This is a genomic window from Psychrobacter sp. CX10 (assembly GCF_057621575.2).
This window is the reverse complement of the sequence record NZ_CM177736.1, coordinates 175,760-197,064: the sequence shown is the minus strand read 5'-3', so window position 1 is coordinate 197,064 and position 21,305 is coordinate 175,760. Positions and strand designations below refer to the sequence as shown.

General features: G+C 40.2%; 13 protein-coding genes. 6 read left to right on the top strand and 7 right to left on the bottom strand.

Annotation, left to right across the window (positions count from 1 at the left end; genetic code table 11):
• The first annotated feature begins 117 nt into the window (after positions 1-117).
• Positions 118-543: a secondary thiamine-phosphate synthase enzyme YjbQ gene (locus AC21OH_RS00850; protein WP_487369706.1), complete on the top strand. Its 426-nt coding sequence runs from the start codon at positions 118-120 to the stop codon at positions 541-543.
• 20 nt (positions 544-563) lie between these two features.
• Here the strand turns inward: AC21OH_RS00850 and AC21OH_RS00845 are convergent, their stop codons facing one another.
• The 3 genes from AC21OH_RS00845 to AC21OH_RS00835 all read right to left on the bottom strand — a co-directional run bounded on the left by AC21OH_RS00845 (position 564) and on the right by AC21OH_RS00835 (position 3,576).
• The gene (locus AC21OH_RS00845; protein ID WP_487369704.1) at positions 564-1,190 is read right to left on the bottom strand and encodes a DUF4112 domain-containing protein; all 627 of its coding nucleotides are present in this window, start codon (positions 1,188-1,190) and stop codon (positions 564-566) included.
• A gap of 143 nt (positions 1,191-1,333) precedes the next feature.
• Positions 1,334-2,293: a 4-hydroxybenzoate octaprenyltransferase gene (gene ubiA, locus AC21OH_RS00840; RefSeq protein WP_487369702.1), complete on the bottom strand. Its 960-nt coding sequence runs from the start codon at positions 2,291-2,293 to the stop codon at positions 1,334-1,336.
• 152 nt (positions 2,294-2,445) lie between these two features.
• Complete coding sequence (locus tag AC21OH_RS00835; RefSeq protein ID WP_487369699.1) at positions 2,446-3,576, bottom strand: RluA family pseudouridine synthase; 1,131 nt, start codon at positions 3,574-3,576, stop codon at positions 2,446-2,448.
• A 1,407-nt stretch (positions 3,577-4,983) separates the two neighbouring features.
• Here AC21OH_RS00835 and AC21OH_RS00830 point away from each other — a divergent pair.
• Complete coding sequence (locus AC21OH_RS00830; protein ID WP_487369697.1) at positions 4,984-9,156, top strand: Rne/Rng family ribonuclease; 4,173 nt, start codon at positions 4,984-4,986, stop codon at positions 9,154-9,156.
• A gap of 135 nt (positions 9,157-9,291) precedes the next feature.
• Here the strand turns inward: AC21OH_RS00830 and AC21OH_RS00825 are convergent, their stop codons facing one another.
• Positions 9,292-10,206: a DUF808 domain-containing protein gene (locus AC21OH_RS00825; protein WP_487369695.1), complete on the bottom strand. Its 915-nt coding sequence runs from the start codon at positions 10,204-10,206 to the stop codon at positions 9,292-9,294.
• A gap of 521 nt (positions 10,207-10,727) precedes the next feature.
• On the opposite strand from AC21OH_RS00825, the gene AC21OH_RS00820 reads away from it, so the two are divergent.
• Both AC21OH_RS00820 and AC21OH_RS00815 read left to right on the top strand, forming a co-directional pair.
• On the top strand, positions 10,728-12,458 hold the full coding sequence (locus AC21OH_RS00820) for a vWA domain-containing protein (RefSeq protein WP_487369693.1): 1,731 nt from the start codon (positions 10,728-10,730) through the stop codon (positions 12,456-12,458).
• A 236-nt stretch (positions 12,459-12,694) separates the two neighbouring features.
• Positions 12,695-13,369, top strand: coding sequence for a hypothetical protein (locus AC21OH_RS00815; protein ID WP_487369691.1), 675 nt, complete (start codon positions 12,695-12,697; stop codon positions 13,367-13,369).
• Here the strand turns inward: AC21OH_RS00815 and AC21OH_RS00810 are convergent.
• The 3 genes from AC21OH_RS00810 to ligA form a co-directional block, all read right to left on the bottom strand.
• On the bottom strand, positions 13,366-13,824 hold the full coding sequence (locus AC21OH_RS00810; protein WP_487369689.1) for a bactofilin family protein: 459 nt from the start codon (positions 13,822-13,824) through the stop codon (positions 13,366-13,368). The genes AC21OH_RS00815 and AC21OH_RS00810 overlap by 4 nt on opposite strands.
• 410 nt (positions 13,825-14,234) lie before the next feature.
• Entirely contained in the window at positions 14,235-15,314 is a 1,080-nt protein-coding gene (locus AC21OH_RS00805; RefSeq protein ID WP_487369687.1) for a M23 family metallopeptidase, read from the bottom strand.
• Positions 15,315-15,778: 464 nt separating this feature from the next.
• A complete protein-coding gene (gene ligA, locus AC21OH_RS00800; protein WP_491140387.1) occupies positions 15,779-17,776 on the bottom strand; it encodes an NAD-dependent DNA ligase LigA in 1,998 nt (665 codons plus the stop codon).
• Positions 17,777-18,530: 754 nt separating this feature from the next.
• Here ligA and AC21OH_RS00795 point away from each other — a divergent pair.
• Together AC21OH_RS00795 and AC21OH_RS00790 are read left to right on the top strand one after the other, a co-directional pair.
• A complete protein-coding gene (locus AC21OH_RS00795; protein ID WP_487369769.1) occupies positions 18,531-19,778 on the top strand; it encodes an acyl-CoA dehydrogenase family protein in 1,248 nt (415 codons plus the stop codon).
• Between the two features lie 299 nt (positions 19,779-20,077).
• Entirely contained in the window at positions 20,078-21,265 is a 1,188-nt protein-coding gene (locus AC21OH_RS00790; protein WP_487369685.1) for a phosphotransferase family protein, read from the top strand.
• Positions 21,266-21,305: the final 40 nt, after the last annotated feature.

Genomic DNA, 21,305 nt, shown 5'->3' with positions numbered 1-21,305 from the left:
CTATAGTAGTACTTGCACTCGGTTGCCTATAACCATTTTAGATTTCTTTGACTATAGTAAGCAATATTATTAATAGCTTTCATAAGAAATAAATAGCTTTTATAGACAGGTAAGCTCATGGCACATTATCAAACCATCATCACTCTACCAGCAAAGGCGCGTGGTATTCATATCATTACCAATATCATTGAGTGCACTATAAGTGATTTGCTACCAAATGAAGCAGAGGTTGGCATGGTACATTTATTCTTACAGCATACCTCTGCAAGTCTATCTATAAATGAGAATGCGGATCCTGATGTTCGTATGGATACAGAAGACTGGTTAAATAAAATAGCGCCTAGTGATCAGCCCGAATACCGCCATACACTTGAAGGCTCTGATGACCTACCGGCTCACTTTAAGAGTATGATGTTAGGGGTAAGCCTATCGATACCGCTAATAAACGGTAAATTAGGCTTGGGAATGTGGCAAGGGGTGTATTTGTGTGAGCATAGAAATCATGCCAATGGAAGACGTTTGGTGATTACCGTACAGGCATAAGTTATTGATACAGTGCCGTACTATGATTTATTAAATAAATCAATAATCCAGCTACCAATCGTCCATATAACCACTCCAATAAACACTAAAAATATAACGCCAAGAATATCTGGAATATGTAAATATATCCATGCGACAACTGGATTTCGCCAAAACTTAGAATGTTGCTGTTTGGCTTGCAGGGATTCGTGCATAAACGGTCTGTCGATGTGCGAGGTCTCTTTGATACCGTATTCATCCTGAATATGGTCTCGAACTATTTCAAGAGTTCTGCGGCTTGGGCGGATAAATATATCCATGAGTGTGCCCACGCCAGGCACGATACCCACCACTAAGTCTACCAATGCAAGTCTAACAGCCGGAGTCAGCTTATTGACTGGCACTCCCATCTTAATCCCCAAGATAAAGGCATATCCTGTCAAGACCAATCCTGCCACATCGCCTACAACTGGCACAGTCGACAAGGCAGCATCTGCACCGACGCCTTGCTTAGTAAAAGGGATGCGCACTGCGGAGTCCATAGTATTGGCAAACTTGGCTAGGCCACGCTCCATCTCAATAATCTGCCCCCGTGTGAGACCTTTACTCTTTAATATGGCATCAAAGTCTTTATTATCCAGCTGGGTATGACGTGTGTGTTTTACCATTTATATGACATCCGCTTTTTCTTTGGCCGCTCAAATCTTGACCACTCAAATCTTGGCCACTTTATTCTTTGTTTGTTCTAAACGCTAACTGCTATAAGTATTAACTGCTGTATAATCCGAACCCCTAAATTAACTACCTTTATTCAAAACCAAGTTACCCAAATATAGCTCACCGCTATCAATAAAAATAAGTATCTACCCACCCATATATTAGCCAAAAACGCTCTAAAACAAGCCGCTGGCTCTCTTGTGGCACACGCTTTGTTTTGTTGACCAAACATGATTGCGACCACGCCTAATGCAAATATAGGTAGAAGACCAAGAACAGTATCTACAAAGTAGTGATACAGCACCACGCCCATGAGCAATAAAAACAGGGTTTGCAATACCGAAATGATCAACACATCGTATTTGCCAAATAGAATAGCGGTGGACTTAACCCCAATTTTTAAATCGTCCTTCCGATCTGCCATGGCATATTGCGTATCATAAGCGACAGTCCAGCACATATAAGCTACAAACAATATCCATGCCCAACCGTCTGGCTTTCCTTGAATGGCCACATACGCCATAGGTATCGCCCAACCAAATGCCGCCGCTAAAAACACTTGCGGCAAATGGGTAAAGCGCTTCATAAAGGGGTAAATAAACGCTAACACTACAGCGCCTAAAGACCAATAAAACACCTCTATAGGCAACCAAAATAACAAACTTGCACTAAGTAATGTCAATATAACAAAAGCCCCAATGGCTTCAGTGCCAGACAACCTTCCTTCTGCTAACGGGCGTCCTTTTGTTCTCTCAACCGCACCATCGACTTTTCGATCGGCAAAGTCGTTAATAGCACAGCCTGCTGCTCGCATAAGAATAGCCCCTAATGCGAATATAAAAAAGACTTTTAGGGTGTACCAATCTATAGGTGCCGTTATAGACGAATCGATTGCAGCGCTATCATGATTTATCGCTGAAGCACCTAACGCTGCAAGTAGAACCGCCCACAACGTTGGCCATAGCAATAACTCGATACCGACAGGCTTGTCGAACCGCGTCAGCTGAATATAAGCCTGCAACTTTTGTTTCAATGCAGATTGAGGTTTAGTCATATTATTAGTAGTGCTTATATTAGTTGTGCTTGTATTAGTAGTGCTTATAACTAGGAAGGCTTTTTGAGTCATACTCGGATAAGTTTATACCGAGCCAACTAAAGTCAGCTTATAGCTGATAGAGTTCTAGTAGACCTATTTAAATGGTTTTTTTAAAGCCTAACATCTGATGGCAAGATAGACTGCATATCCTTTGGTAGCGGTGCACGTATAGCCTCACTATATTCAGGTATATTAAGCTGCCAAGCATGTAAACATAAGCGTCTCACACCTGTCGTGTCTTGCTCATTATATTTATCATCACCTAATATGGGATGACCAATATAAGCCAAATGCACCCTGATTTGGTGTGTTCTACCTGTTAATGGCTTAGCTTCAATGAGACTCACTGGTTGACCGTTAATTTCAAATCTAGCTAAGACATGACATATCGTCTGGCTCGGTTTTGCATCTTTATCTGTAGTATCCACCTTAACTCGGCGCTCTCCACTTTGTAACTTATATCTAAGCAGTGGGGCGTCAATATTAACGTCATTAAGCGCAGGCTGACCTTTTACGATACATAGATAATGTTTTTGAATCGTCTTTTCACGCAAATGATTTTGTAAAAGCTTTAAGGTAGAGCGTTTTTTTGAAATCATCAAAAGCCCGGAGGTGTCTTTATCAATACGATGAATCAATTCAAGATATTTCTTACCCGTCACCTCTCGCAGCGCTTCGATAACGCCAAAATCCACACCACTTCCCCCATGTACTGCCATACCTGACGGCTTATCAAGTACTAATAGCCCCGCATCTTCATAAACCACCCGATCAAGCAGACTGTTTGCAAATTCTTTACTGATGACAGGCTTTTCACGCGTAGCAAGTTTGACTGGCGCAATACGTACCACATCACCACGTTCGAGATTGTCATAGGGTTTGCAGCGTTTGTTATTCACCCGCACTTCATCTGAACGAATCATTTTATAGATATGAGCGCGCGGCATGCCTTTAAGACGGGCCAATAAGAAATTATCGATGCGTTGTCCATGCTGATTACGAGTAACTTCCAAATGATTGACTTGGCCAAAGTCTTCGATATCCTCATCAGCACTTTGGGGACGGGCACGGGTTGAGTTACGGCGCGTCGTCATTTGTTCAGCGTCTACATTGGTCTCTACAACTGCCCCAACACTAGCCCCCACACTGGACATTAGGCCTTCCATATCTCGCTCTAAAGTGGCGTCTTTGGTAGGGTTTTGATACGTATTTTTATTAGGGTTACGATTAGTTTTTGACATATTTTGTTAGGTATTTTGCAAAAGATTTGGTATAGTCTAACACGTTGACTTTATATCCCGTGTATTGATATATGCAAAAGCTCGATTTGAGTGTGCTATTACTTTACTGGGTTCTTAAGTACATCGTATAAGACACCTACTTTAAGGCGTCTTATATTGATTAAAAATTATTAAAGTCAGCCCACAACGTTATTTTTATAAACTCTGTACGGGTAAAGTGGCTCAAGCAGCTTACAACTGCCGTTGTCAATACGACTTATTTGGCACCACTACCCTTTTAAAATTAACATGAACACAATGTTTTAATGTTTTTGGGATATATTAGCCATGGTTATTGGTTATTGACTAATTAACCACGCTATTTAACACCAAACAACCGATGTTGTTCCTCTATTAGTGCAAATTTACAACTTGTGCTTGATACTGTAAACAACGACGATTGGTTTTGGTAAAACATGATAAATAAAAGACGAGATTGCACCGAAGTGACGGTCAAATAATTGTAATTAAGCGCATAAATAATCCTGCGTTTATTATTTTAAAAACTATTATTTGCCAAGTACGCCCCGTCTAACTTTGTGCACATTTACAAATTTAGAGTTTCAAGTTTTAATAATTAAAAGTTTTTAATTACAAGTTATAAAGTAGCTTTATCGGCAGATCAATTTAATAAATGATTGCCTAATAAGCTGCAGTTATAATGACACAAGTTATAAAAACATTAAGTTAGGATTTATTAAGTATATTGAATACAACGCTTAAATAGGTTTGAGGCGCTACATAACAGTCTTTTTCAAACAGTATTGTTAAAGTGGCCAAATTAGACTCAAGGTAACCTTACAACTTATCTTGTCAAAAAAACCTACCCTTGACTGTATTCAGAATCAACTTGCAATCATTATTAGCGTTCAAAATATTAGTCTTAGCAAATACTAGCGTTAAAATGCTTATATTATACGGTGCCTACAACACCTGCATATGCTAATAACTTTAATAGACATGAACGCTTTGCCTAATAGTTATACAAAGCCTATTCCAAGATAAATTTGATTGGAGTTTTTTAAAGTGATTTACACTCCTATTTGGCTTTTGATAACAACGCAACTGAAATATAAGGTTTGCAGACTTATACTTTATAGATGCTTACTTATAAATAGATAACTACTTATAAAAAGTTAATTTTATAACCTGATCATAACTTAATTAATATCTACATTTGACTTTGGAATATATTTAAAATTTGTAAGTAATAACGCGGTCTTTTTAGCTTTATTTAAGCTATCTAAGGCTACGCCGTCGATACAATTGAGAATCAAATTTTGAAAATCAAATTTCTCAATCATTTATCACGTTAAACGCTCCTATCCTAACCTTAATCATTGTGTGTCATGACAAATAGGACACACCATGAAGCGCATACTAATTAATGCTACCCATAACGAAGAAGTACGTGTTGCACTATGTAAAGGCAACCATTTATACGACTTTGATCTTGAAAATCGCACCCGCGAACAAAAGAAAGCCAATATTTATAAAGGTCACGTCACTCGTGTAGAGCCTTCACTTGAAGCTGTATTCGTTGAATACGGTTCTAAACGTCAAGGTTTTCTTCCCGTTCGCGAAATTGCTAGTGAGTATCTATCTGGTAATCCACGTGAAGAAAATATCCGTAAGCTCATCAAAGAAGGCGATGAGCTCATTGTTCAAGTCGAAAAAGAAGAGCGCGGCAACAAAGGCGCTGCTTTATCTACCTACGTCTCATTAGCAGGCCGATATCTTGTACTTATGCCGAATAACCCAAAAGGTGGCGGCATTTCCCGTCAGATTTCTGGTAAATTACGTGAAGACATGAAGCGAATGCTCGGCAATTTAGATCTACCTAAGGGCATGAGTGTCATTGTGCGTACCGCTGGTATCGGTAAAACTCAAGAAGATTTGCAACATGATTTAAATCATTTGCTCAATATCTGGAATGCCATTCAGGATCAAAACAAAAAATATGCATCTCCACGTCTGGTGCATCAAGAAGCTGGCGTGGTGACACGTGCAGTTCGTGATTATTTGCGCGATGATATCTCTGAGATTTGGATAGACAATGAAGAAGCGTTTATTGAGGCTGAAACCTTTGTAAAAGCTGTGATGCCAAAACAGGTTGATAAATTACGTAAGTACACTGATTATGAGCCCATGTTCACAAGCTTTAATGTTGAACGTCAAATAGAAACGGCTTATCAGCGTGAAGTACGTCTATTGTCTGGAGGCTCAATTGTTATCGATCAAACCGAAGCTTTGGTTTCTATTGACATTAACTCTGCTAAATCCACCAAAGGCGCCGACGTTGCCGAGACTGCTTTTCATACCAATTTAGAAGCCGCTGATGAGATTGCCCGTCAATTACGCCTACGTGATATGGGTGGTTTAATTGTTATCGATTTTATCGATATGAATGACAGTAAAAACCAAAAAGAAGTTGAAAAGCGCTTAATTGAAGCCACTAAGTACGATCGCGCCCGTGTTCAATTTGGAGATATCTCACGCTTTGGTTTGATGGAGATGAGTCGCCAGCGTCTGCGTCCTTCACTTGAAGAGTCAACAGGCTACATATGTCCTCGCTGTCATGGTAATGGCATGATTCGCGACCTGCGTTCGTTGTCGCTTTCTATCATGCGTCAAATCGAACAGACGGCTCTAAAAGAGCGTCACGGTGAAGTACAAGCCGAAGTACCTACTGATATTGCAGCGTTTTTATTGAATGAAAAACGTGAAAGTTTAGTCTACTTAGAACAGGACAGTGGCACGCGTATCACAATTTTACCGCATGCTCATCTAGAGTCACCTAACTTTAATATCCATTTTAATCATCATGGCTTTGCGCCGGCAAGTTATGAGCGGGTTACAGATACTCAGCAGCAAGAAACCAGTGGTCTTGGATATGATGTTGATTGGCAAACTGCTGATTCTGAACGTCCAGAGCAGCAGCCAACGCGCCAACCTAGACAAGATGCGGAAGATCAAAGTAAGAAAACGCAAAACAATGCATCCTCTAACAATGCATCCTCTAACAATTCAAATTTGGCTAATAGCAACTCGGCTGATAACAAACAAACGGGCGCTGTAGCTAACCCTACTTTACCGCCCTCATCAACACAGGCTAGGCATCAAAACAAGGCTGAGCTTGACAATGCAAAGCCTGCGGCCGTTGCTTGGCTATCTAACTTGTTTGCGCCAACTTCGCAAGCACAAATGGCATCTACTATTAGCAGTACGGATGCGGCACAAGCCATTGAAGCAATCGTAAATTCGGGCGCTGAAAGTCGCGGCGCATTTGGTAATGTAAGCGCGGCTGCATTGACAGGGTCAGAAACAAGTACCGAAACCAAGGATCAGTCTAGCTCTGCTAGCGCGTCGACCCAAGCTAAGTCGGATAGTGATAAAGATGATGACAAAGACCGTCGTCGCTCGCGTGGACGTAATCGTAACAAACATGACAAACGTAATGAGCGTCATAAATCAGATAATCGACGTCGTCATGATAAAGACAGTGATAAAAAATCAAACGATAGGCATCAAAAATCTGACACCCGCTCGGACAACCGTTCTGATAATCGTACGAATAATAAATCAAACGTACAAAGTGAATTGGGTTCAGCAGAACTTCAAAAACGCGACCCGAATAGCAAGCGTGAATCAAGAGGTCCAATACAAAGAGGTGACGCTAAACAGGTTTCCAAATCTGATCATCGTTCTGAAAATGGTTCTGAGCCTCGTTCTGAACATAAGTCTCAGCAGAATGATAAAACGAACCAATATAAGTCTGAGCGCGCACAGACTGACAATCAGGTAGATCCAAATGAAGTAAACTTACGGGTAACAGAAGCTGAAAGCCCACTTAAAGAAGTGGAAGTGGTGCACATATCACTTGATGGCTCTAAACCTGACAAGTCTGCCAATCAAGAAAAACACAGTAGTAGTAATGGTGAAGACGTTACTGAAACAGGTTCTAAAGCTGCAGATTCTAAAAATGCAGATTCTGAGCAACAAAGTACCCATCAAACCGTGGATACTGATAATCAAGGTTCGCACAGTGATGACTCTGATAAGACTGATGTACAGTCTGAGAAGTCATCTGAATCGCAAGATTCTAAGTCAAAACCTCATCAAGATGACTCGCAGCAAGATCAGTCAACAGCCACATCTTCTAGTGCTACTAAAGATGCCGTTTGTGAGGTTAAAGATGCTGAGGTCAAAGACGCTAATGTTGATGACAGTGAAGATACCACATCATTAACCTTCGATGTCGAGTCATTATTCGCTGATCGCTACGTTACTGCTCAGAAGTTTGGCCAAGCTGCTAATGATCCACGCATTATTAAAGCAGCGTACCATAAAGCTTCTAAGCCGGCAGCAGAAGAGCAAGCGTCTCGAGTTACGACGATTAGCGGCTCAGTGGGTCAGTTTATACATACTCACTTAGCGCAGCCGAGTATGCGCTTGGCTAAAGATGGTGTTATTACCTGCTTCTTAGCGGCCTTAAATGCGCATAAAGAAACGTCAGGTTCAGGCGCGTCAAAATCCACTGTTAATAGGTCTAAGAGCCCTAAAGCTAAAGCACCACAGACCTTTAGTTTTGTGAATTATGGCTATCAGTCTTTGTCTCCAAGTTATTTAGAGCGCTTTGAAAAAATGACTTCTGCCGTGGCAACGCACAGTACCGAACAAGGCAAAACTGAAACTGAGAGTATGCCAGTAGGTCCACGTGCTACTAACGACCCACGCGGGCAGCATCCTGATTATACGCCTGTTGGGAATGAATCAAGTGCAAGTCAGGACAATGCTCAAAAATATGTCCACGACGACGGTCAAGATGTCAGTTCTGATAAACAACATACGCAAATGGAGATTGAGTCATCAAGCTCTGTGGCTGAGGATGTATCAGAGGATCAAAACAAACAATCAGATGATCATCAAGCATCAAAAGAGCTTTCAGCCGCTGATGTTATGTCTGAGCTACTAAAGCTTAATGTTGGTAATTTTGTCAGTAGAGTACTTGGTACCGAGGGCAATACGCTTATTGAGTCGGGTAAAACGGAGTCTGCCTTCTTACAAGCGTTAAGCCAGCCTTGGGATGTGTTCTTAGCTGCGGTTCAATCTAACGACTCAAGCGAACCATCAACGCAAAAAGATGAACATGTTGAACAAAGCTCTGACAATCAAAGCGATGTAGATCAAAGCGTAGATCAACCTGCAGATGCGCTTACTAATGAGCCGAATGTAGAGCACGTCACTAGTGACAATGCAGAGATATTAGACGCTGCCGAGTTAGACGCTGATAGTCATGCTGAAACTGATCAAAGCTCCCACAGTCAACGTGCTGAGGAGCAAGAAGCATCAGAAGAGGATAATTCGAATAAGACCAGTATCGAGAGCTACAAAAGCATGATTGAGAACATCTCTGAGCAATTGCTGCCTCAAACTGGTTTGTTGAATTTGACATCACATAAAGCACCTAAATCACGAAGCCGTAAAACCAGTGATGACGATAAGCGTGATGCAGATTCAAACAATAATAATGACGACTAATCTATGTTATTCATGAAAGATATGAGCTACCAATGATATAACTCATGTTATTAAAACGTTTAGCGCAATAAAATAGACCACTGAAAACAGTGGTCTATTTTTATGTGTGAAGAACTTTTATATTATGTGGTAATGTTAATGAGCACCACGGGCCTTTTGAATGCCTGTCACAATAGCCAATACAACTACTCCTATGACAAACCCGATAACTCCATTAAGTAATGTCGTTGAAAGGCCTTCAAATATACCGGTTAAATGCGCAATATCCTCAACAGCATGATCTAAATATCCAATCCCATGTACAATAATACCCCCACCGACTAAGAACATAGCGATAGTACCCACTACCGATAGAAACTTCATAAGCTTTGGTGCAGCCGCCAATAAAAATTCACCTACCTTTTTCATACCTTCACTTGAGTCCGGCTTTTGTAGCAAATGCAGGCCTAGGTCATCAATTTTTACAATACCCGCAACCAACCCATAAATACCAATTGTTACCCCAATAGCAAGAATGGATAGAACAAGTGTTTTGTTTAGCATGCTAGCCGCAGTAAGCGTTCCTAAGGCAATCACGATAATTTCAGCAGATAGAATAAAATCAGTTCGTATGGCCCCTTTCACTTTATTCTTTTCAAGTTCTACCAAATCCACATTACCATCCGCATTCGCCGCCATTCTCGCTTCATGCTCTTCATCATGTGGCAATAACTTTGGCCAAAATTTATGAATGACCTTTTCTGCCCCTTCAAAACACAAGAATAATCCGCCAATCATGAGTAGTGGCGTAATTAACCACGGTATGTAATAACTGATTAGTAACGCCGCTGGCACTAATATTAGCTTGTTAACAAAAGAGCCTTTCGCCACCGCCCAGACAACGGGCAATTCTCGACTTGGCTTAACACCAGTTACTTGCTCGGCATTAAGAGCCAAATCATCTCCAAGTACGCCGGCTGTCTTTTTAGCCGCCACTTTGGTCATTACTGATACGTCATCCATCAGTAAGCTGATATCGTCGAGCAACAATAATAAACTACCGCCTGCCATAAAATCTCCTCAATCGTTTAGTACTCATACTGCACCGCTATGATGAATGTAACTACTATAAAAACTACTATAAAAAAAGCTACTTTTGATCTAGTGATGATAGTTATAGGTGTTATAGATTATAAATATAGCTATTATAAATAATGATGATCAGATTGCTATTCTTCCTACAGTGTCGTTATGAGCCAAAATTTACATCTAATAATCAAAATTTTCCATGATTAATTCTTAATATTAGGTTAAAGTTTATAGTGTCGGGGCACTATTTCTATACTGCGATTGTAATTAGTTATCGAATAGAGCCTAAATAAATGATATTTACTCAAATTTTTATTTATTTTTAACGGTATTTTTCTGTCTTTTTAGTATCCAAATAAGTACGCGAATAGAGTCACAGCGCATATATTATTTGGTGAATAGCGTTTAGTGAATAGCGTTTATTGTAACGCCATTGCACATAGCTATATAAACGGTATAACAATTTTGTATGCGATACTAGGCCATTTAATAAGGAAATTTTAATGATTCATTCTCCAGACCATGCAAAAGCTCATAAATCTGATACTAAGACTCGTGGTATACAGCCGCGTCACTATTTATTAAGTGGCTTGAGCGTGCTTAGTTTAGCGATTTTAACTGCTTGTGGACATCAACAATACGAATCAGCCGAAAGCTCATCAACGATCAGTAACGAACAGGCTGCCCCTTCTCAGCAGCGTTCCATGACAAGTAAAGCAAAACGCATGCCACCTGCGCAAAATAGAGATAGCATGGCATTGTATGCACCCGCAATCGTTGTCGAGCCATCAAGCGAAGTTAGGCCCATAAACTTGGATGAAAATGAAAACTATGCCGATATTGAACGCAATGCGGTCAATGCCACTAGTGAACAAGCTTATGCGACATTGAGCATAGATACAGATACCGGAAGCTATGCCAATGTTAGGCGTTTTCTAAACAATGGAAGCCTTCCGCCTACGGACGCCGTCAGGGTAGAAGAGCTCATTAATTATTTTAATTATGATTTTAGCAACGCGCAAAATCAGGGCTCAGCGCCATTTTTAGTAAGCACCGAAGTGGTTAAAGCACCTTGGCATCCAACCAATCGTATTATAAAAGTAGGTATAAAATCAGAAGATGAGACCATTGGTTCACAAATCAAACCGCCTGCAAACTTAGTGTTTTTAGTAGATGTGTCAGGCTCCATGGGCTCAGCTGATAAGCTTCAATTGGCCAAATCTAGCCTTAAGATGTTAACCAAACATTTAGATGCTAAAGATACGATAACCTTGATTACTTATGCAGGTAATACAGAGATGGTATTACCACCGACGCCCGGCAATCAGTATCAGAAAATTCTTAATGCCATCGATAATTTAAACGCTCAAGGTTCTACCAACGGTGAAGCGGCTATCAATCTGGCTTATCAACAGGCTAATGAGAGCTTTAAACCACAAGGTATCAATCGAATATTGATGCTGACAGATGGTGATTTTAATGTGGGTGTCTCTAGTGTAGATGAAATGCTAGACATCGTACGCGATAATCGCGATCATGGTGTTTCACTATCGACACTTGGGTTTGGTCAAGGCAATTATAACGATCATATGATGGAACAAGTTGCTAATAATGGTAACGGCAACTATAGCTATATAGATAACTTATCAGAGGCTAAAAAAGTTCTCATTGATGAGATGTCAGCAACCTTTAATACCGTCGCTAAGGATGTTAAAATTCAGGTTGAATTCAACCCAGCGACTGTATCGGAGTGGCGCTTAATCGGTTACGAAAACCGAGTATTGGCAAAAGAAGATTTTAATAATGACAAAGTCGATGCAGGAGAGCTTGGCGCGGGTAAGTCTGTCGTTGCTTTATTCGAAGTCACACCTGTTGGTGAAAAAGGGTTGTTAGAACCTAGTCGTTACCAAAATTTGGACACATCAACGAGTAATATGACTAACAAAAATGAGTTGGGCTTTTTAAAGATTCGCTATAAAGCACCAAATGGTGATACTTCACAGCTTATTTCATTTCCAATAGCCAACAGAACCACGGTTGCATCACCCGATACAAACTTTGCAATGGCAGTCGCAGGATATGGTCAACTACTAACGCAAAGTAAATACGTGAATGATTATAACTATGCTGACGTTGCCAATTTGGCCAAATCAGGGATAGATAGTCCCAACGACAGTACGGGAAGTCGACGTGAATTTATCAAATTAGTCGAGTTAGCATCGGCGCTGGATTAAACCAATACCTAATTCTTAAAATTTATATATCGAAGAGAACGAATGCAAACGCTACAAGTGGTAGGTTCAGCGAGTTTGACAAAGATATAGTCATCGAACCACTAAACGGTTACGGTGTTAACCTCGCTAATCCTAGTGAAGTAGTACTTGCACTCGGTTGTCTTGTAACCATTTTAGACTTCTTTGACTGTAGGTTATTTTTAAAAAAGGTATAATACTATCTTGGAATTCTGATTATGTTGTCTCAATCATTTGTGGTTATAAAGTCATGTCAAAAATCAATGTTTGCAATTGCGCTCATGTCAACCGTTGCAGCATTGGGATTAACTGCGTGTAACGACTCCTCAAACCCAGCTAGCACCTCTGATAGCACTTTAACCAATTCAAACACCAGTTCAAATGCTGGATTAAACGAAACTGATGCTGCTGTTGATATTGATGTTAACATTGACTCTAATGCTGATTTAAACGCTGACTTGAATGCTGGTTCAGACATAAATAGTGATGGTATGCCTCAAAAAGCTTCAACACCTGATGGCGTACTTAAGATAGATTGGTCTAAAGTTGATAAAGGCATTGAACCAGTTGATCCTAGCAGTTTCAACTATCCTTTTGAAGTAGAGAGCTCCCCTGTCAAAGCGCAAGCTTCCTTTTCTAATATCACCCCGCAGCAAGCTCAGCATATTTTAACACTAGGTATGGTAAGCAATGAGCCTGTTGATGCATTATTGAATCAACTCGGTGATCGGTATCAATCTCATAGTTTTTCAGAAAAAGACGGTGTACTTAGGGTCTATACGGCGCCACATGTTGAACCCAGTCGCTTCAATTATGTTATCTCAGATGAATATGCACGGGGTTTAATACTGCCTATTGAAGTGACGTCCAATACGCAGATTAACACTGATTAGGACGCCACGTCATCGGTTGCCGTATTTTTCTTCTGATCATAATTTAACACTGGCTTTGAATTAGTAGACTGCGCACTCATTGTTACCACACCGTTATAAGTAGCGTTCGGCTCTACTTGTAAGTTTTGAGTCTTTATATTGCCCTCAACATGACCGCTTTCTTGTAAGTGAATATCTTGTGTGGTGCTATCACCATCGAGCGTACCATACACAATCAAAGCGTCTGCATTGATATCTCCTGTCACGCAGCCGCTAGTAGATATGACGACAGTTCCTTTAACGGTCACATCTCCTATAACCTTGCCATCAATTTTTATAGACTTATCGCTATTTATATTGCCCTGAATTTCACATGCATCACTGATTAACGTATCAATACTATTTGAGCTGGTCGTAGAGGCAAAACTTATGGGATTGGCTTTACTTTGTTCTTTATCGTTGCGGTTACCGAACATTTATATTCCTTAAGGAGTTGTTTTAAATGGGATTGGTGTTAAATTTAATGAGCAAAAGCTTGGGCAAGAGCATGGCGGCGAGCATAGTCATGAGCATAGTCATAAGCATAGTATTGAGCATAGATAAAAGAAATTCGTTGACCATTATTCGTCCATATCCATACCTGCTTTTAAAAGCATATTTTTTTCAATCTTATTAATTATTCTTAATTATTAACCGTATTTTTTAACCCTAATAATAAACTGCATTAATCAATCGTATTAAGTAACTGGTTGTAGACTATATATTTATTAACTTGTTTGAACGGACTAACTTTAATCGACTAACTCTAACAGGTTTAGTAGAACGAACTAAATTTAAAGGAATGGTATATGGCTTTTTTTATGGGATCAGATTTATATGGTATAAGCTATATCGCAGAATTAAGGCTGATAAATCCCTCTGGATCAAAAAATTCATTACCCTTGCGTACTTCATAATGTAAATGAGGCCCTGTAGAGCGTCCTGTAGAGCCAAGCTTACCAATGATGTCGCCCGCTTTTACTTTCTGACCCACTTTTACATCCACCTCAGATAGATGACCATATAACGTAATATAGTTGTAACCATGTTTTACCTTTACAGCCAAACCATAACCGCCTAACCTGCCTGCAGTAATTACAACCCCGTCGGCCGTGGTATTAATCGGCTGTCCGGTTGAACCTTTGAAATCCAATCCATGATGAAATTCAGAAGATCGTCCTGTAAATGGGTTTGAGCGTTTGCCAAATCTTGAGGATAAAGCACCCGTATGTGGCAATCCAAGAGGTACTTGGCGGGCTATTTCATTTAATACTTCAATTCTTTGACCATATCCTTCAATATGGCTGATATCATCATTAACAGGACCACCTTGATGATTTCTAAGATCACTATTTTCAGTCGTTTGTTCATTTACGCGCTTAGCGGTTTGTTCTTTAATATCTTGGTCAGGTTGTTCTTGGTAGTTATCCAAAGCTTCATTAGGTAACTTTACGCCGCGCTCTTCCAAATAGTCTTGTAATTTATCAACGGTCTTACCTGTTGCTTCTAAGGTACCAAGTTTTTCTTGAACTTCTTTAGATGATTGGGTCTGTAGTTTCTCAACCTCATTACGTAGCGCTAGTGAAGCTTGATACGCTTCGGCTTCGGCTTTCTTTGCGCGCTCGACCTGAATGCTTTTACTGATATTTAATACAATGAGTATAACGATCAAAATCAAAAAGGTTATCAGGGTGCTAAATAAAGCAATGACAATTGGCTTAAACGATCTGAGCAAACGGGTATTGACGCTAATAGATTCGGTCTTATCCACATCAACGATGATAAGAGTGGTATTACTATTAGTAGCGGATGAATGAGTCGCAGGCATGATAGAAGAGGAATTATTAGAAGCATCATTACGTTTGAACGTAAATTTTTTGAGTTTTGAGAAAGCGTTAGAGTCATGATTTGTCTTATGATTTGACATAGCTATATACCCTAATAGACTCGCTCAGATAGACGGTGGAATATCTTAATAATTTGTAGCCATATATTAGCATCGCTTAAATTCATTTACAAATTATTACACCAAAATGTTTGAAATATTTTTTAGTTCACTGCCTCGTATATTATTAATCTATTGATTTAATAGAATTAAGTTAATACGTTATTAAGTTATACTGATAATTAGTTGAGATATTTAATATTAGCTGATCCTTTGACTATTAGTTGAAATGCTGTCTATTGACTGATTAGAAAATAACAGCACGCCATAAACCAAAAAAAGACAGCATTAGCTGTCTTTTAACCTTGGCTACTCACTATTAGTACGTCCGACTCGTTTGTTTATACCCTATCTTACAATAAACATATTCAGAAAAGCGAGTGCAAACGCTACAAGTAATAAGTTCAGCGAGTTTGACAATGAAAGGCTATTTTAAGATAAAGGTATTATTCATCAATCATCGCTAAAAACTCTGACTCATCGACCACACGAACGCCAAGCTTCTCAGCTTTGGTTAATTTAGATCCAGCTTTCTCGCCAGCCAGTAATGCAGATGTTTTGGAAGACACACTGCCAGATACTTTTGCACCCATCGCTTGTAGCTTAGCCTTAGCATCATCACGAGACATACCGCTGGCTACTAACGTGCCTGTTATCACCCACGTCTCACCATCTAGGGGTAAATTATCAGCATTCACTTTCTCAACAGGATTCCAGTGAACGCCAGCTTTTTGTAGGGCTTTAATAACCTCAACATTATGCTGCGCACGAAAAAATTCGTGAATCAATTCTGCAGTGATATGACCCACATCTGGCACCGCTTCTAGTGCTTCAATACTGGCGTCCATTAACGCGGGTAAATCACCATAGTATTGTGCTAAGTTTTGCGCCGTTGTCTCCCCCACTCCGCGGATGCCTAGCGCATAAATAAACCGAGGCAGTGTGGTCTCTTTACTGTCTTCAATCGCACTGAGCAGATTGTTAACAGATTTTTCACCTAATTTTTCAAAGTTAATTAGCTCGTCTTGATGCTCATGCAAATGATAAATATCGGCTACCGTTTTTACAATGTCGTGCTCAAAGAAGCTAATTAACCAGCGCTCTCCTAACCCATCAATATCCATGGCTTTACGCGAGACAAAATGAATTAAAGCTTCTTGCTGCTGAGCTGGACAAAACAGTCCTCCAGAACACCGTGCCAATGCCTCACCCTCTGGCAATACAACGGGTGAATCACATACTGGACAATGCTTAGGAAGCGTAACAGGCTGAGTATTATCAGGCCTAAGATCGTGCCACACGCGAGTAACTTTAGGAATGACATCGCCCGCCCGATGAACACTGACAGTGTCTCCGGCTCGTACATCTAACCGCTGAATTTCGCCAAAATTATGCAGCGTCACATTACTTACCGTCACCCCGCCTACTTGAACGGGCTCAAGCTTACCCACGGGTGTAATTTGACCAGTACGCCCTACTTGCCATTCAATATTATTAAGTGTCGTCATCACAGTTTCGGCAGGAAACTTGTACGCAGTTGCCCAGCGCGGCTCTCGTGACAGGTAGCCTAACTGGCTTTGTAGCGCCAAATCATCAACCTTTATCACTGTGCCGTCTATTTCAAACGGCAGATCAGATCGAGTTTCGATAACTGATTCATAATAAGATTGCGCCTCGTCTATACTATTAACCACCTTAACTGCACTGACCGTAAACCCAATCTGTTTTAGCCACGCCAGCGCTTGCGATTGCGTAGTAATATGCTCTGGCAGGCCTTGATTCACTGAATAAGCATAAAAAGCTAATGGACGACTTGCCGCAACACTGGGATCAAGCTGTCTTAAGCTGCCCGCTGCGGCATTGCGCGGATTAGCAAATGTTTTGCTTCCCGCTTCTTCAGCAAGACGATTTAAACGTTTAAATCCCGCTTTGGGCATCAACACCTCTCCGCGTACTTCAAGGACGTCAATGTCTTTAGCCGCCTTTAATAGCATGGGTATGTTACTAATGGTTTTTACATTTTGGGTAATGTCCTCACCCGTTTGCCCATCTCCACGCGTCACACCCCGTACAAATTCACCCTGATGATACTTAAGTGATACCGCAAGCCCATCAAGCTTTAGCTCCATCTCATAGGTTGGGTTTTTGTCAGACTCACTCAGACGATCATTAATACGGCGCATGAATTCTGCCAAATCGTCATAGCTAAAGACATTCCCTAATGACAACATCGGAATGTCATGTTCAACTTGTGAAAAAGATTGTAATGGATCATCACCTACGTTTGCAGTAGGACTATCTGATTGAGTGAGCTCAGGATAGCGTTCTTCAAGTTCGATGAGACGCAGACGCAGTTGATCATACTCATTATCCGTTATGGTTGGTGCATCCATAACATAGTAGGCATTATTATGATAACGTACTTGAGCGATAAGGGTTCGCATTTCATCTACGATAGATTCTAGCTCATTATCTTTTGGTAAGTTTGCTTCTTTATTGGATAACTTTTTTTCAGTTGGCTTTTTATTAGAGATCTTCTTACTAGAAGTTTTTGGCATAGTTTTTGTATTCATTTTAGTCATAGCTTTTGTCATCATTTTAATCTAAAGTCAGCTTATTGTGTCTTAGCAAATGTTACAAATTTTATAGCCTCTATCATACTAGTGTCTGTTGATATATACACAAGTATTGAGGATTTATCTGTCACAAAGGTTATGGTATAAACTCATAAATTAACTGAGATTTTATTTAAACCTATCGTTTTATTAATTATCGTCTTACATAGAGCAATCCACATCACCCTTTACAGAACTTACTCATTTTCGCTAAGTTATTTTAGATAAGTTATTTAAGAGACTTATTCTAAATACATGAATATAAACAGAATTACTCAGTGGTCAATGGTTGTATATATACATAATTTAATTTAGTGATAGACTTAAATAAAGGTTTAATCCTGTTGATTAAACTCAAGGTTTTGCAATTTATAATCTATTTATTACGTTGTGAGTATACAATCGACCTAACCTATAACTATATTGTCATTATATATCGCGCCAAAATATAGCTCCAAACACATTTATTAAATCTAATTATGCTATAAGTATTTTTTCATAATTATTATTATTTATATCGATACCAAATAGCCATAATCATTGATCTTAATTAAAAACCCCAATCCATAAAAAGGAATTTATGATGTACGATCTAAGCCCGCGTGGACAAGATTTCTATAATCGCGTAAAAGACTTTATCGAAACTCAAATCACCCCTCTCGAATCAGACCTCATTAAAGCCAGCCATAAAGATAATAATCATAGCGATTGGACTACTTGGAAATGGCCTGAGGAGTATTATACCTTACGTAAAAAAGCAAAAGACGCTGGCCTATGGAATTTATTTCTTCCTGATGATGAGCTTGGTGCGGGTCTTTCTGTTACCGACTACGCCCCCATTGCAGAGTTAACCGGTCGTAGTCTGGTCGCCCCTAATATCTTTAATTGTAATGCACCTGATAGTGGCAATATGGAGCTATTGTGGCGCTTTGGAAATAAGGAGCAAAAAGAGCGTTATTTGCAGCCACTGTTAGATGGAAAAACCCGATCAGTATTCTGTATGACAGAACCTAATGTGGCATCAAGTGATGCGACTAATATGGAAGCTACTGCCATTGTTGAAGGCGATGACATTATTCTTAATGGCCGTAAATGGTGGTCATCAGGTCTTGGCGATCCCGATGTTGATTTTATTATCTTTATGGCTCATACCCCCAATGAGAACGTTGGCCGTCATCAACAGCATTCTATGGTATTAGTACCTATTGATACTAAAGGCGTTGAGATTAAACGTATGCTACAAGTATTTGGTGATTATGATGCCCCGCATGGTCATGGTGAAGTTGAATTTAAGGATGTCCGTGTACCGGTAAGCAACTTTATTGGTGGACCTGGTATGGGCTTTATGATTGCTCAAGGGCGTTTAGGGCCTGGTCGTATTCATCACTGCATGCGCTGCATTGGCGCTGCTGAAAGAGCTTTAGAGCTTGCAGTTCATCGTGGTATGGAACGCCGAGCCTTTGGTAAAAAACTATTGATGCTTGGTGGCAATATGGAACGCATTGCTGAAGCACGCATCAAAATTGATCAGGCGCGTCTGCTCACTCTACATGCAGCCCATAAAATGGATACTGATGGAGTTATGGAAGCTTTGACCGAGATTTCAGCAATTAAGGTGGTAGCACCTAATGTGCTACAAGAAGTTGTGGACATGTCGATGCAAATTCATGGTGGTATGGGCGTATGTCAGGATACTATGCTGCCTGCATTCTATGCTCAGGCGCGTAGTTTACGATTGGCAGATGGTCCGGACGAAGTCCATAAAGGCATGATTGCTAAGCTTGAGCTTAAGCGTCATGGCTTTAGCCGCTCTAAATCTAATGATAAATAATAATTTTAGATGATAACTCACAATAATTAATCATAATTCAAAGTAATCAATAATTACATAATCCGATTGCTTTAACCATTACGTTTATGACAACGCTTACTTGTAGTTGTGATTGTTGTCACTAACGTTTTAGTCGTGGTTAATAGCAATCATCTAACTGTGTATTTAAATCATTAAGGTCGCTAGGTCAGAAAAGTTCGACAAAGATGCTTCAAGTATCTCAATGGCTCGACTGGCTTATGATACCTCGCAGTTACCTTAAAATTTTTGCTACTTATTTGCTACTTAAAAGGGACGTTATGAGCATCAAATCTACCTCCAACCATTCTCATTCTAAAAGTTCAATAATTGATAAGCCCACGAGCGTAAGAGAAACTGAAGCATTAGATGCTAAAGCCGTCACTGACTGGCTGCAAAAAGAAGGCGTAGACGTTCAAGGTATGCCCGATGTTACACAGTTCTCTGGCGGAGCGTCCAACTGGACTTACTGTCTTCATTACGAAAATAGAGATCTTATCTTAAGACGCCCTCCTTCTGGCACTAAGGCCAAATCTGCACATGACATGGTGCGTGAATATAAAATACAGCATGCTTTAAAAAATGATTACACGTACGTGCCTGAAATGATAGCGCTCTGTACTGACGAATCTGTTATTGGTTGCGACTTTTATGTCATGGAACGTCTGGTTGGCATTATCCCGCGCGCTAACTTACCCAAAGAGCTCTCGCTTGATAGCTCAGAAGTTCACACCTTGTGTACCAATGTTATCGATGCGCTTATTGAGCTACATGAGATCGATTATAATAACAATCCAGAATTAAATGCTATTGGCAAAGGTTATGGCTACTGCGAGCGTCAAGTTAAAGGCTGGGAGCGTCGTTATACCAAGGCCAAAACACCAAATGTTCCTAGCTTCTTTATTGTCCGCCAATGGCTAAAGCGTAACTTACCCAAAGACAGCCGCACCTGTGTCATCCATAATGACTGGCGTTTTGATAACGTTGTGTTAGATCCTGAAAATCCGACTTCAGTGATTGGGGTACTTGATTGGGAAATGGCAACACTAGGTGATCCGCTGATGGATTTGGGCAGCGCCCTCGCCTACTGGGTTCAAAAGGATGATAACTTTATTATGCGTCAATCGCGTCGACAGCCAACACACCTAGACGGCATGATGACCCGTGAAGAAGTAGTCGAGTACTATCTAGACAAGACGGGTTTGACTACAGATAATTGGGCGTTTTATGAGGTCTTCGGTCTGTTCCGTTTGGCAGGTATCGCGCAGCAAATCTATTATCGTTATTATCATAAACAAACAGATAATAAGATATTCAAAGATTTTTGGATTATTGTGCATGCGTTAAATATGCGGGCATTAAAGCTGATCACCAAACATGAAGCGACGCGTTTAGTAAATAGCAATCGACTTCCCTCATCAGTTTCAACTGTCACTGAAAAAGCATTATCATCTAAATGGTTTAAATAGCAGTTATCGACAGATGTCTAGTTGTGTGAATAATTAAGAC